Origin of the sequence: Photobacterium sp. CCB-ST2H9 (genome assembly GCF_023151555.2) — a bacterium.
Lineage (GTDB): Bacteria > Pseudomonadota > Gammaproteobacteria > Enterobacterales > Vibrionaceae > Photobacterium.
The window spans coordinates 586,999-599,610 of sequence record NZ_CP100425.1 but is presented as its reverse complement, the minus strand read 5'-3'; the positions used below and the strand labels follow the sequence as shown (position 1 = coordinate 599,610).

9 protein-coding genes and 12 tRNA genes are annotated in these 12,612 nt (G+C 53.7%); 1 reads left to right on the top strand and 20 read right to left on the bottom strand.

Features of this window, described 5'->3' with window-relative positions:
- Positions 1–11: 11 nt before the first annotated feature.
- The 19 genes from L4174_RS02835 to pncC all read right to left on the bottom strand — a co-directional run bounded on the left by L4174_RS02835 (position 12) and on the right by pncC (position 8,758).
- Positions 12–434 (bottom strand): YqaA family protein, encoded by a 423-nt coding sequence (locus L4174_RS02835; RefSeq protein WP_248144064.1) that lies wholly within the window; start codon positions 432–434, stop codon positions 12–14.
- 3 nt (positions 435–437) lie between these two features.
- Positions 438–1,388: an NADP-dependent oxidoreductase gene (locus L4174_RS02830; RefSeq protein ID WP_248144063.1), complete on the bottom strand. Its 951-nt coding sequence runs from the start codon at positions 1,386–1,388 to the stop codon at positions 438–440.
- 156 nt (positions 1,389–1,544) lie between these two features.
- Positions 1,545–1,621: transfer RNA gene (locus L4174_RS02825), tRNA-Arg, on the bottom strand.
- Between the two features lie 38 nt (positions 1,622–1,659).
- Positions 1,660–1,736 (bottom strand) — tRNA-Arg (locus tag L4174_RS02820).
- 46 nt (positions 1,737–1,782) lie between these two features.
- Positions 1,783–1,859, bottom strand: a tRNA-Arg gene (locus L4174_RS02815).
- A 34-nt stretch (positions 1,860–1,893) separates the two neighbouring features.
- Positions 1,894–1,970: transfer RNA gene (locus tag L4174_RS02810), tRNA-Arg, on the bottom strand.
- A gap of 46 nt (positions 1,971–2,016) precedes the next feature.
- Positions 2,017–2,093: transfer RNA gene (locus L4174_RS02805), tRNA-Arg, on the bottom strand.
- 48 nt (positions 2,094–2,141) lie between these two features.
- Positions 2,142–2,233: transfer RNA gene (locus tag L4174_RS02800), tRNA-Ser, on the bottom strand.
- Between the two features lie 10 nt (positions 2,234–2,243).
- Positions 2,244–2,320 (bottom strand) — tRNA-Arg (locus tag L4174_RS02795).
- A 46-nt stretch (positions 2,321–2,366) separates the two neighbouring features.
- Positions 2,367–2,443 (bottom strand) — tRNA-Arg (locus tag L4174_RS02790).
- Between the two features lie 50 nt (positions 2,444–2,493).
- Positions 2,494–2,585 (bottom strand) — tRNA-Ser (locus tag L4174_RS02785).
- A gap of 11 nt (positions 2,586–2,596) precedes the next feature.
- A tRNA-Arg gene (locus L4174_RS02780) sits at positions 2,597–2,673 on the bottom strand.
- Positions 2,674–2,720: 47 nt separating this feature from the next.
- Positions 2,721–2,797 (bottom strand) — tRNA-Arg (locus L4174_RS02775).
- Between the two features lie 32 nt (positions 2,798–2,829).
- Positions 2,830–2,921, bottom strand: a tRNA-Ser gene (locus L4174_RS02770).
- Between the two features lie 215 nt (positions 2,922–3,136).
- Entirely contained in the window at positions 3,137–3,334 is a 198-nt protein-coding gene (csrA, locus tag L4174_RS02765; protein WP_027253546.1) for a carbon storage regulator CsrA, read from the bottom strand.
- A 321-nt stretch (positions 3,335–3,655) separates the two neighbouring features.
- Complete coding sequence (alaS, locus tag L4174_RS02760) at positions 3,656–6,280, bottom strand: alanine--tRNA ligase (RefSeq protein WP_248144062.1); 2,625 nt, start codon at positions 6,278–6,280, stop codon at positions 3,656–3,658.
- A 165-nt stretch (positions 6,281–6,445) separates the two neighbouring features.
- Positions 6,446–6,907 (bottom strand): recombination regulator RecX, encoded by a 462-nt coding sequence (gene recX, locus L4174_RS02755; RefSeq protein WP_248144061.1) that lies wholly within the window; start codon positions 6,905–6,907, stop codon positions 6,446–6,448.
- Between the two features lie 165 nt (positions 6,908–7,072).
- The gene (gene recA / locus L4174_RS02750; protein WP_248144060.1) at positions 7,073–8,140 is read right to left on the bottom strand and encodes a recombinase RecA; all 1,068 of its coding nucleotides are present in this window, start codon (positions 8,138–8,140) and stop codon (positions 7,073–7,075) included.
- A 129-nt stretch (positions 8,141–8,269) separates the two neighbouring features.
- Positions 8,270–8,758, bottom strand: coding sequence for a nicotinamide-nucleotide amidase (pncC, locus tag L4174_RS02745; RefSeq protein ID WP_248144059.1), 489 nt, complete (start codon positions 8,756–8,758; stop codon positions 8,270–8,272).
- Between the two features lie 185 nt (positions 8,759–8,943).
- On the opposite strand from pncC, the gene mutS reads away from it, so the two are divergent.
- Positions 8,944–11,481 carry a DNA mismatch repair protein MutS gene (gene mutS, locus L4174_RS02740; protein WP_371929391.1) on the top strand — a complete coding sequence of 846 codons (2,538 nt, stop codon included), beginning with the start codon at positions 8,944–8,946 and terminating at the stop codon, positions 11,479–11,481.
- Between the two features lie 80 nt (positions 11,482–11,561).
- Here mutS and rpoS read toward each other — a convergent pair whose 3' ends face one another.
- Positions 11,562–12,563: an RNA polymerase sigma factor RpoS gene (rpoS, locus tag L4174_RS02735; protein ID WP_248144057.1), complete on the bottom strand. Its 1,002-nt coding sequence runs from the start codon at positions 12,561–12,563 to the stop codon at positions 11,562–11,564.
- Positions 12,564–12,612 lie beyond the last annotated feature (49 nt).

Here is a 12,612-nt window from a genome sequence, read left to right as displayed (position 1 = left end):
GGGGTTATCAATCAAAACAGCAGCGCTAACAACGCATACCGCGCAGCTTTGCCAGCCAGAATAAACAAAGCACAGAGTCCGGCGCGCATTCGCAGCCAGCCTGCAGCCAGGCAGAGGGGATCACCGACAATGGGCACCCAGCTCAGCAACAGACTCCAGTACCCGTACTTTTTTATCCAGCAGACAGCTTTATTATGACTCTGATTTTCTTCAGAAGTTTTATCAGGAAAGCAACGTCCCAGATAAAAACTCACCATCCCGCCCACAGTGTTGCCTGCAGTGACCACGACAACCAGGATCCAGGCCGGGTATGACGCCTGTGTGAGGGCTGCCAGCAGACCCGCTTCCGAGCCGCCCGGCAATAAAGTGGCACTCAGTAGTCCAGAGAAAAACAGCCCCCACAACAAGGCTTCTCCGGACCAGCTCAATCCCATGCTTCAGCCTTTCATCGACAGGACAACCTTGCCCCGCGTCCGGCCGGTTTCAATCTGACGATGGGCATCCGCCCCCTGTTGCAATGGGAATTGAGCCGCAATATGAATGCGCAGCTCTCCCTTTGCCAGCATCGCCAGCATGTGTTCGTTTTGTGTCACCGATGGGGAGACCAGCATGCCCTGCGCATGCAACCCGGCAACTTTTGCAGAGGCGTTGACCGCTTCGGCAGTGATGGTAGGCACGGTCACAACACGTCCGCCGGGTTTCACGCAAGCAAGCGCAGCAATCCCCACGTCGCCGCCGACCAGATCGATCAGGACATCAACAGGCTGGATCTGCGTCTTCAGATCACCGGCTTGATAATTCACGGCTTCAGCCCCCAAGCCAGCAACAAACGCCAGGTTTTCTGCCGAACAGCTCGCCAGCACTTCAGCACCTTTCGCATACGCCAGCTGCACCGCCAGATGGCCGACGCCGCCCGCCCCTGCCAGAATTAACACGCGCTCTTTCGGTTTCACTGAAGCTTTCTCCAGCGCCTGCCAGGCCGTTTGTCCGGCAAGCGGTAAGGCTGCGGCCTGTTCAAGTGATACGCCGTCCGGCACTTCACTCAGGCTACTCGCTTCAACCAGAATCTGCTCACTGTATGCCCCGCCATCCAGCGGAAAACCGATGAACCCGCAAACCCGCTGTCCGATTGTCCACTGCGTCACATCCTCGCCAACAGCCAGAACCGTTCCGGCCATATCATAACCAGGCACCCAGGGCAGTTTGTCTTTGTTCTGCTGCGCCGCCCAGCCCAGACCGGCACGGGTTTTGGCATCAATCGGATTCACTCCGGCAAACGCAATCGCCACAAGTACCTGATCTCCCTGCGGAGCGGATAACGTTGCAGACTGCAATTTCAGACAGTTGGCATCGCCGAATGCCGAGATAGCAAGCTGTTGACATGTCATGTGTTGTTTTCCTTCTGATTCCGTTGGAATTCCTTCACGCCAGCCAAAACTACCGCTTTCTGCCCGGAAATACCAGCGCCGCTGGTCAGTCGGATTGAGGGGGATTGAAAAGTTCAGAGTATAAAAAAACCCGGCACGAGGCCGGGTTTAAAAAGATGGCGCGTCCGGGAGGATTCGAACCTCCGACCGCCTGGTTCGTAGCCAGGTACTCTATCCAGCTGAGCTACGGACGCGCAGATTGTGTTCGTGATGCGATCACGGTACGAAATGATGGCGCGCTCGGGAGGATTCGAACCTCCGACCGCCTGGTTCGTAGCCAGGTACTCTATCCAGCTGAGCTACGAGCGCGCAGAATCTTGTGTTTTCACAATGCGTTAGCACTGAGATCAAATTATGGCGCGTCCGGGAGGATTCGAACCTCCGACCGCCTGGTTCGTAGCCAGGTACTCTATCCAGCTGAGCTACGGACGCGCAGGCTTCGTGATGCGATCACGGTACAGAATGATGGCGCGCTCGGGAGGATTCGAACCTCCGACCGCCTGGTTCGTAGCCAGGTACTCTATCCAGCTGAGCTACGAGCGCGCAGAATCAGTTTTTGAAGTAGCAGTCCATTGATACTTGGTCAATATGGCGCGTCCGGGAGGATTCGAACCTCCGACCGCCTGGTTCGTAGCCAGGTACTCTATCCAGCTGAGCTACGGACGCGCAGGGGTTTCACACAATATCTAAAGGGACTCTAGCTATTGGGATGAATGGCGGTGAAGGAGGGATTCGAACCCTCGATACGGGATAAACCGTATACTCCCTTAGCAGGGGAGCGCCTTCAGCCTCTCGGCCACCTCACCACACAAATTATGGCGCGCTCGGGAGGATTCGAACCTCCGACCGCCTGGTTCGTAGCCAGGTACTCTATCCAGCTGAGCTACGAGCGCGCAGAATCTTGTGTTTTCACAATGCGTTAGCACTGAGATCAAATTATGGCGCGTCCGGGAGGATTCGAACCTCCGACCGCCTGGTTCGTAGCCAGGTACTCTATCCAGCTGAGCTACGGACGCGCAGGCTTTTCTTTCTTCTTGCCTGATGATCATCACACCAGACTAAAGAATGGCGGTGAAGGAGGGATTCGAACCCTCGATACGGGATAAACCGTATACTCCCTTAGCAGGGGAGCGCCTTCAGCCTCTCGGCCACCTCACCACACTGATTAATGGCGCGCTCGGGAGGATTCGAACCTCCGACCGCCTGGTTCGTAGCCAGGTACTCTATCCAGCTGAGCTACGAGCGCGCAGAAACAGTGATTGAGCAGCGCCCTTAAGCACTGCTTTCAAATTATGGCGCGTCCGGGAGGATTCGAACCTCCGACCGCCTGGTTCGTAGCCAGGTACTCTATCCAGCTGAGCTACGGACGCGCAATTGCAAGATTTATTTCTTCAGGAAGAAATGGCGGTGAAGGAGGGATTCGAACCCTCGATACGGGATAAACCGTATACTCCCTTAGCAGGGGAGCGCCTTCAGCCTCTCGGCCACCTCACCGTCTTGCGGTCGCTCATATTACTGTCAGGCAAAAATAAGTCAAACACTTTATTGAGAAAAAGTGCCTTTCCGCCCCCGGCTGGATACTTAATCACCAAACCGCTAACAAAAGCAACCTAAGCGGTACAACCTACTCTATTTCCTGACCAAACAAAGCTGGCCGCCAAAAAACAAAAAAGGCCAGCTTCAATGCCGACCTCTTTATAAAACAGGGTTTAGTAGTTACCCGAGCCTTGCGTTCCGGTATCTTTCTCTGCCTGTATCCGCATGTAAATTTCTTCACGGTGAACAGACACTTCTTTCGGCGCATTAACACCGATGCGAACCTGATTTCCTTTCACGCCAAGTACGGTCACTGTTACTTCGTCACCGATCATTAGCGTCTCACCTACGCGACGAGTCAAAATTAGCATTCGATTGCTCCTTGAGTAATCTTACTTTTAATTAGTTTAAACAAGGCCATTATTCATTCAACAATGTCCTTCGGGTTCATGGTCACTGCTCAAGAAACAGCGAGAAGTGGGCGATTATCCAGACTTTGACAATCAACCACAAACATTTTCTGCATCAGGCGTACAGCTCAGATCCTTCTCGAATCACTGTACATGACCACCCGCCCGAGCATCCACTGTCAGGTTCAACGACTCAATTGCCTGTAATTGTAGCACTTTCCTCATCATTGATGTCGACTGAACCACAGCCGACATCAGACACTTCAGTGCGAATGACCAGAATCAGAGACGTTCACTCAGCCAAGGCGACACACTTTCCAGCGCGGCAGGTAATGCACCGGCATCGGTACCACCAGCCTGAGCCATATCCGGACGACCGCCGCCTTTACCGCCAACCTGCTGGGCGACCATATTAATGAGTTCACCGGCTTTCACTTTGGCGGTCATATCCTTAGTCACACCTGCAATCAGGCCAACTTTACCATCGCTGACATTCCCCAGTACGACGACACCGCTTCCCAGCTTGTTTTTCAGCTCGTCTACCATACCACGGAGTGCTTTGTTATCTGCACCGTCAAGCTTCGCAATCAAGACCTTAGTCCCATTGATATCCTGTACCTGATTGATCAGGTCAGCACTTTCCTGAGCCGCCAGTTTGTCTTTCAGTTGCTGAATTTCTTTTTCCAGCTGCTTGTTCTGCGCCACCAATGCGCTGACTTTGCTGGTCACAGACGCTGAATCAGACTTCAGCAGGCTGGCCGTTTCTGCCAGTTGACTGTCCTGGGCATGCAACGCAGCAATCGCACCGGCACCCGTCACCGCTTCAATACGGCGGATACCGGCAGCAATACCACCTTCAGAAACAATCTTGAACAAACCGATATCACCGGTTTGACGCGCGTGAATACCGCCGCACAGCTCAGTCGAGAAGTCGCCCATACTCAGAACACGGACTTCATCGTCATACTTCTCACCAAACAGTGCCATCGCACCTTTGGCTTTCGCCGCTTCGATATCCATGATGTGGGTTTCAATCACATGGTTCAGACGGATCTGCTCGTTGACGATACGTTCGATCTTGCGCAGTTGTTCCGGTTTGACCGACTCCAGATGCGAAAAGTCGAAACGCAGGCCGTCTGGTTTCACCAATGAACCTTTCTGAGCCACATGCTCACCCAGCTCCTGACGCAATGCTGCATGCAGCAGGTGCGTTGCGGAGTGGTTCAGGCTGATCGCAGCACGACGCTCTGCATCAACCACTGCGTTGAGGCTGTCGCCGACAGACAGGCTGCCTGCTTGCAGGATTCCCTGATGACCAATGGCATCACCAAACTTCTGGGTATCTTCAACACTGAAAGTCACCCCGTTGCCAGACAGGATACCGGCATCACCACACTGACCGCCGGATTCGGCGTAGAACGGTGTATGGTCCAGAACCACCAGCGCTTTTTCACCGGCAGCAATCGCATCCACGGCTTCGCCGTCACGGAACAGTGCAATCACCTTGCCTTCACCCTGTGTGCCTTCATAGCCACAGAATTCAGTTTCCGCATCCACTTTCACGCTGTCGTTATAATCCACACCGAACTGACCGGCTTCGCGAGCACGCTGACGCTGTGCTTCCATCGCATTATTGAAGCCTTCTTCATCAATGCTGAAACCGCGCTCACGTGCGACATCGTTGGTCAGGTCGGCCGGGAAACCGTAGGTATCATACAGTTTGAATACCGTCTCACCGTCCAGCACTTTGCCATCCAGTGTTTCCAGCGCTTCGTTCAGAATTGCCATGCCGCGATCCAGCGTACGGCCGAAATTTTCTTCTTCAATCTTCAGAACTTTCTCAACCACAGCCTGCTGTTGTTTCAGCGCGTCTCCCGCAGTACCCATAACCTCTGCGAGCGGACCAACCAGCTTGTAGAAGAACGCCCCTTTCGCACCCAGTTTGTTCCCATGACGAACGGCACGGCGAATGATCCGGCGCAGCACATAACCACGGCCTTCATTTGATGGCATAACACCATCAACAATCAGATACGCACAAGAACGGATATGGTCGGCGACCACACGCAGCGACTGATTCGACAGATCGTCGTAACCAATCACAGATGCCGCTTCTTTAATCAGGGTCTGGAAGATATCAATCTCGTAGTTGGAGTGAACGTTCTGCATGATGGCAGCCAGGCGCTCAATTCCCATACCGGTATCTACAGACGGCTTTGGCAAAGGATCCATGTTGCCATCCGCATGGCGGTTGAATTGCATGAAAACGATGTTCCAGATTTCAATGAAACGATCGCCGTCTTCTTCCGGAGAACCCGGAGGACCACCCCAGATGTGATCACCATGATCGTAGAAAATCTCAGTACACGGACCACAAGGACCAGTATCACCCATCTGCCAGAAGTTATCTGACTCAAAGGCTTTACCGCCTTCTTTATCACCGATACGGATAATGCGATCTTCAGGCAGACCAATCACTTTGTGCCAGATATCAAACGCTTCATCATCCGTCTGATACACAGTCACCAGCAGACGCTCTTTCGGCAGTTTCAGCACATCAGTCAGGAATGCCCAGCCGAACTGAATCGCATCTTCTTTGAAATAATCACCAAAGCTGAAGTTGCCCAGCATTTCAAAGAAAGTGTGGTGACGGGCTGTAAAACCGACATTTTCCAGGTCATTGTGCTTACCACCGGCACGTACACAGCGCTGCGCCGTGGTCGCTCGGGTGTAATTACGCTTTTCCAGACCCAGGAAAGTATCTTTAAACTGGTTCATCCCCGCGTTCGTAAACAGCAGGGTCGGGTCATTGGCTGGAACCAGTGACGAACTTTCGACTATCTGGTGGCCTTTACTTTCAAAAAACGTAAGAAACGCACGGCGAATCTCATCAGTGCTCATGTACATTTGAAAATCCTGAATAATGCTGTGTTAATCACCCTGCCTGCGGCTGCGCGTCAAAGTGCAGTCCGCTGCAGGTTTAATCAGACTAAGATAAAAGGTTTGCCGACTATTGTAAAACAACGCGGGTTTGACGGGAAATGTTCTGTTAACACATGAGAAAAATCAGGCTCAATATTCATCATCGACCGACAGCGCATAACGAATTTGATCAAAGTCGAATCCGCGAGACTGCATAAAGCGCAAACGGCGTGCTTTCTCTTTCGGGGTTTCCATCGGTGTTTCGCCAAACTTCCGCTGGGCAACACTTTTCGCCTGCTCGAACCAGTCAACGTCTGCTTCATCTAATGCGTGTCGGATACACAGTTCATGGACTCCCTTCATCTTCATTTCCTGCTGTATCCGTAGCTTTCCCCAGCCTTTTGCGATTCCGTTCCGAACCGCCATGGCTGCATAGCGCGCATCATCCAGCCAGTTATAATCCTGGCAATAAGCAATCGCCTCGCTGACTTCCTGTGCAGTGAAGCCTCGCTGTTTCAGCTTTTGCTGCAATTCTCGTTCAGCATGATCCCGGCGTGACAGATAGCCAACCGCCGCTTCTCTTGCTGATATTTTGGGAGCTTGTCTCCTCACCTGCTGTCTCCCTCTTTCCCATGCTGTGGCTGATTCACCCACGGGCTAATTGATAAAAACAAAGCGGGCACTGACTTTGGTGTTTTCACCGCCGTTCAGCGCCCGCTAAGAAAAGCCTGTTTGTTCCAACATTTCTGAACCAGGCTTATGTCTCTGGTTCAGAGATTAAAACGCATCGTCCTGCTGCGCTTCAAAATCTTCCGCCTCAGCACTGGTCGGTTCACCCGCCTCATCAGCCAGATTCGCCGGGTTCAGCAGTTGCTCACGCAATTGCTTGTCAATAACTTGAGCGATTTCCGGATTCTCCGCCAGGTACTTACAAGCATTGGCTTTACCCTGACCAATCTTATCACCCTGATAGCTGTACCAGGCACCGGCTTTTTCGATCAATTTCTGCTTCACACCCAGGTCAATCAGCTCGCCATTGCGGTTGAAGCCCTGTCCGTACAGAATTTGTGTATCCGCTTGCTTGAACGGCGCAGCCACTTTATTCTTCACAACCTTGATACGGGTTTCGTTACCCACCACTTCGTCGCCTTCTTTAATGGCGCCGGTACGGCGAATATCCAGACGAACAGAAGCATAGAATTTCAGGGCGTTACCACCAGTTGTGGTTTCCGGGTTACCGAACATCACGCCGATCTTCATCCGGATCTGGTTGATGAAGATACACATACAGTTTGACTGCTTCAGATTACCCGTCAGCTTACGCATTGCCTGAGACAGCATACGCGCCTGCAAACCCATGTGAGAGTCGCCCATTTCGCCTTCAATTTCAGCTTTCGGCGTCAGTGCAGCCACGGAGTCAACAACAATCAGATCGACCGCACCGGAACGGGCCAATGCATCACAGATTTCCAGCGCCTGCTCACCGGTATCTGGCTGAGAAACCAGCAGCTCATCGATGTTCACGCCCAGCTTCTTCGCATAGATCGGATCCAGTGCGTGCTCGGCATCAATGAAGGCACAAGTCTTTCCTTTACGCTGTGCCGCTGCAATTGTTTCCAGCGTCAGCGTTGTTTTACCCGAAGATTCCGGACCATAGATTTCAACGATACGACCCATTGGCAGGCCGCCCGCGCCCAGTGCGATATCCAGTGACAGAGAACCGGTCGAGATGGTTTCAATATCCATCGTACGGTTGTCACCCAGCTTCATGATGGAGCCTTTACCGAACTGCTTTTCGATCTGACCCAGGGCAGCGGCAAGAGCCTTCTGTTTGTTGTCGTCCATTCGACTCTCCAACGGATGCTAATTCATTCAATCAAAGTTGTGCTTAGTATACTGTCTATTCATACAGTGTCTAGCGCTGGATGGCATTTTTTTCCGCTCCGGGGGATCCACCGGGCCGGATTGTGATCTTCACTGCATCGCATTCAGGCGATCCAAAATCCCTTGCAGCGCCCGCTCGACGGCCTGCTCACGCACGCTCCAGCGGTCACCGTCAAAATGGCAGGTCTCCACCAACATCCAGCCCGTCGCATCCGCCCAGGCAAAACAGACCGTGCCAACCGGTTTGTCCGGTGTTCCACCATCCGGACCTGCAATGCCGCTGATGGCGACACTGATCTGGCCTCGAGAGTAAGTCAGCGCGCCTTGCGCCATTTGTGACACCACAGGCTCACTCACAGCACCATACTCAGTCAGCGTGTCTGCCCGTACCCCCAGCATGTCCTGCTTGGCCTCATTGCTGTAAGTCACGAAAGCGCGGTCAAACCAGCCCGAGCTCCCGGCAATATCAGTGATTGCAGCAGATACACCGCCACCGGTACAAGATTCCGCAGTCACCGCCAGCCATTGCTGGTCTTTCAGTGCCTGTCCAACCTGTATTGCCAAAGATGTTCCTGTCATCTGCTTTCCTCCGTGCGCAGCCAATGCCGCCACCTTACTCGGTTGTCCATCCGCTATCAAGCCACAGAAATTCTTCCTCCCCCCTTTGCCCATCAGGGCCTTTCACGTATCCTAGGCAGCCTGATTTTTCTCGGTTTGAAGCGGGCGACAGCGTGACAGTACAAGGTTTAGAAAAACACACCCCCATGATGCAGCAATTCTTACGGATCAAGGCAGAAAACCCTGATGTCCTGCTGTTTTACCGGATGGGAGATTTCTACGAGCTTTTCTTTGACGATGCCAAACAAGCCTCTCAGCTGCTCGATATATCACTGACCAAGCGGGGCTCCAGCAACGGCCAGCCAATCCCGATGGCCGGTGTGCCTTACCACGCTGTAGAAGCCTATCTGGCCAAACTGGTCCAGTTAGGTGTGTCGGTGGCAATCTGTGAGCAAATCGGCGACCCGGCCACCAGCAAAGGCCCGGTAGAAAGACAGGTCGTGCGTATTGTCACGCCGGGTACCGTCAGTGACGAAGCGCTGCTGCACGAGCGGCGTGATAACCTGATTGCCGCAATTTTCTGTCAGAACGGCCGCTTCGGCTATGCCACACTGGATATCACCTCCGGCCGCTTCATGCTGACCGAACCCGAAACAGAAGAAGCAATGCAGGCTGAACTGCAACGCACCAGCCCGGTCGAGTTGCTGTACCCGGAAGATTTCCCGCTGCCCGGCCTGTTCAGCCATATGAAAGGCGCACGCCGTCGTCCGGTCTGGGAATTCAATCTGGAAACGGCCCGCCAGCAACTGACGCTGCAATTCGGCACCCGGGATCTGATTGGTTTCGGCGTCGAACAGGCTGAATTTGGCCTCTGTGCCGCAGGCTGCCTGCTGCAGTACGTCAAAGATACCCAGCGCACTGCCCTGCCGCATATTCGCGCCATCACCCGTGACAGCCAGGATGAGTCGGTGGTGCTGGATGCCGCCACCCGCCGAAATCTGGAACTGACCCAGAATCTGGCCGGCGGCACCGAAAACACGCTGGCTTCAGTCCTGGATCATACTGCAACGCCGATGGGCAGCCGCCTGCTCAAACGCTGGCTGCATCAGCCGGTTCGCAACCGCCAGCAACTGAATCACCGGCTGAACGCCATTGGCAATCTGAAAGACAGTGGCATGTTTGCCGAGCTGGCTGAGGTCCTGCGCCATATGGGAGATCTGGAGCGGATTCTGGCCCGACTGGCACTTCGTTCAGCCCGTCCCCGGGATCTGGCCCGGATGCGGACCGCACTGCAGCATCTGCCTCAGCTGGCAGAATTGCTGAATGAGCTCGACAGTGCCCATGTTCGCCAGCTCGCCGAATACAGCCAGCCAATGGATGAACTGTGCGCACTGTTAGAACGTGCCATTATTGAAAATCCGCCCGTCGTGATCCGCGATGGCGGCGTCCTGGCCCCCGGCTACAATGCTGAACTGGACGAATGGCGGGATCTGGCTGACGGCGCAACCAAGTTTCTGGAAGAGCTGGAAGAACGTGAGCGGGAACGCCACGACATCGACAGCCTGAAAGTCGGTTTTAATCAGGTCCATGGCTTCTATATCCAGATCAGCCGGGGTCAGAGCCACCGTGTGCCCAGTCATTACGTCCGTCGTCAGACCCTGAAAAACGCTGAGCGTTATATCATTCCTGAGCTGAAAGAGCATGAAGACAAAGTTCTGAATTCCAAATCCAAAGCACTGGCACTGGAAAAACAGCTCTGGGAAGCCCTCTTTGATCAGTTGCTGCCGCATCTGGCGCAATTACAGCAGACCGCATCAGCACTGTCAGAACTGGATGTCCTGGCAAACCTGGCTGAACGGGCCGATACCCTGAATTACTGTCGTCCGACCCTGAGTGACAAACCTGAGGTTGAAATCAGTGCTGGCCGCCATCCTGTCGTTGAGCAAGTGCTGGATGATCCGTTCATTGCCAACCCGATTTCGCTGCATCAGGACCGCCGCATGCTGATCATTACCGGACCGAACATGGGCGGTAAATCCACCTACATGCGACAGACAGCACTGATTGCCCTGATGGCTCATGTCGGCTCTTACGTCCCGGCAGATGCAGCCACCATTGGCCCGCTGGATCGGATCTTTACCCGGATTGGCGCCTCAGACGATCTGGCTTCCGGCCGTTCGACTTTCATGGTGGAAATGACTGAGACCGCAAATATCCTGCACAATGCGACGGAAAACAGTCTGGTGCTGATGGATGAAATCGGCCGCGGCACCAGTACTTACGATGGTTTGTCACTGGCCTGGGCCAGTGCTGAATGGCTGGCCGAGAAGATCGCTGCCATGACCCTGTTCGCAACCCACTATTTCGAACTGACAGAATTACCTTCACTGCTTCCGGGGCTGGCCAATGTCCATCTGGATGCGATTGAGCACGGTGACGAAATCGCCTTTATGCACGCGGTGCAGGAAGGTGCAGCCAGTAAATCCTTCGGTTTAGCCGTCGCCAGCCTGGCCGGGGTTCCGAAGTCCGTGATCAAGCGCGCGAAGCAAAAGCTGCAGCAACTGGAGGCCAGTGGCCATCAGCAGGCCATTGAGCAGCCGAGCCAGCAACACTCCGATAATCAGCAACTTTCACTGATTCATGAGCCGAGTGAAGTCGAAGAAGCGCTGGCGCGTCTGAATCCGGATGAGCTGACGCCACGACAGGCGCTTGATGAGTTATACCGCCTGAAAGCACTGCTGTAATTCAGAACTCTCCCGATCAAAAAAGGACGCCGTGGCGTCCTTTTTTATTTTCGGCTGAAATGCTCTCAGCAAAGCTGTATTCACATTTCCTGATTAAACAGCGACTCGATATTCAAGCCCTGATGGGTCAGCATATCACGCAGACGGCGCAGCCCCTCAACCTGAATCTGGCGCACCCGCTCACGGGTCAGACCGATTTCCCGGCCAACATCTTCCAACGTTGAGGCTTCATAACCGAGCAGGCCAAAACGGCGGGCCAGTACTTCGCGTTGTTTCGGATTCAGCTCCTGCAGCCAGGTGACGATGGATGTTTTCATATCGTCGTCCTGAGTTGAAGTTTCCGGTCCGCCGCAACGTTCATCCGGAATAATATCCAGCAACGCTTTTTCTGAGTCACCGCCTATCGGATTGTCGACCGAACCGACGCGTTCATTCAGACGCAGCATCCGGTTCACATCATCGACCGACTTATCAAGCTGCAACGCAATATCTTCAGCGGTTGGTTCGTGATCCAGCTTCTGAGCGAGCTCACGGGCAGTCCGCAGGTAGACATTCAGCTCTTTGACGACATGAATCGGCAGGCGAATCGTCCGGGTCTGGTTCATGATAGCCCGTTCAATCGTCTGACGGATCCACCAGGTTGCATAGGTCGAGAAGCGGAAACCACGTTCCGGATCAAATTTCTCAACCGCACGGATCAGGCCAAGGTTCCCTTCTTCAACCAGATCCAGCAGTGCCAGACCGCGGTTGCTGTAACGGCGGGAGATCTTCACGACCAATCGAAGGTTACTTTCAATCATGCGTTTGCGCGCCACTTCGTCACCACGCAGGGCACGACGGGCGTAAAGAACTTCTTCCTCGGCGGTTAAAAGTGGGGAAAAACCGATCTCACCAAGGTAAAGCTGAGTCGCATCTAATGCTTTCTGAGTGACAGTGTATGACGAGATGTCCAGCTCATCGTCTGCATCATCGATCTCTGATTTAGCGGAAATATCGGCTTCCTGCTCTTCGACATCGATCTCCATGTCATCATCAAACTCATCATAGTTTTCGATATCAGTAGCTGCATTACTTCTGCTCATAGCGCCTCCCAGATAGCATCTCACAAATCCGGTTCATCACGCTCGAGCA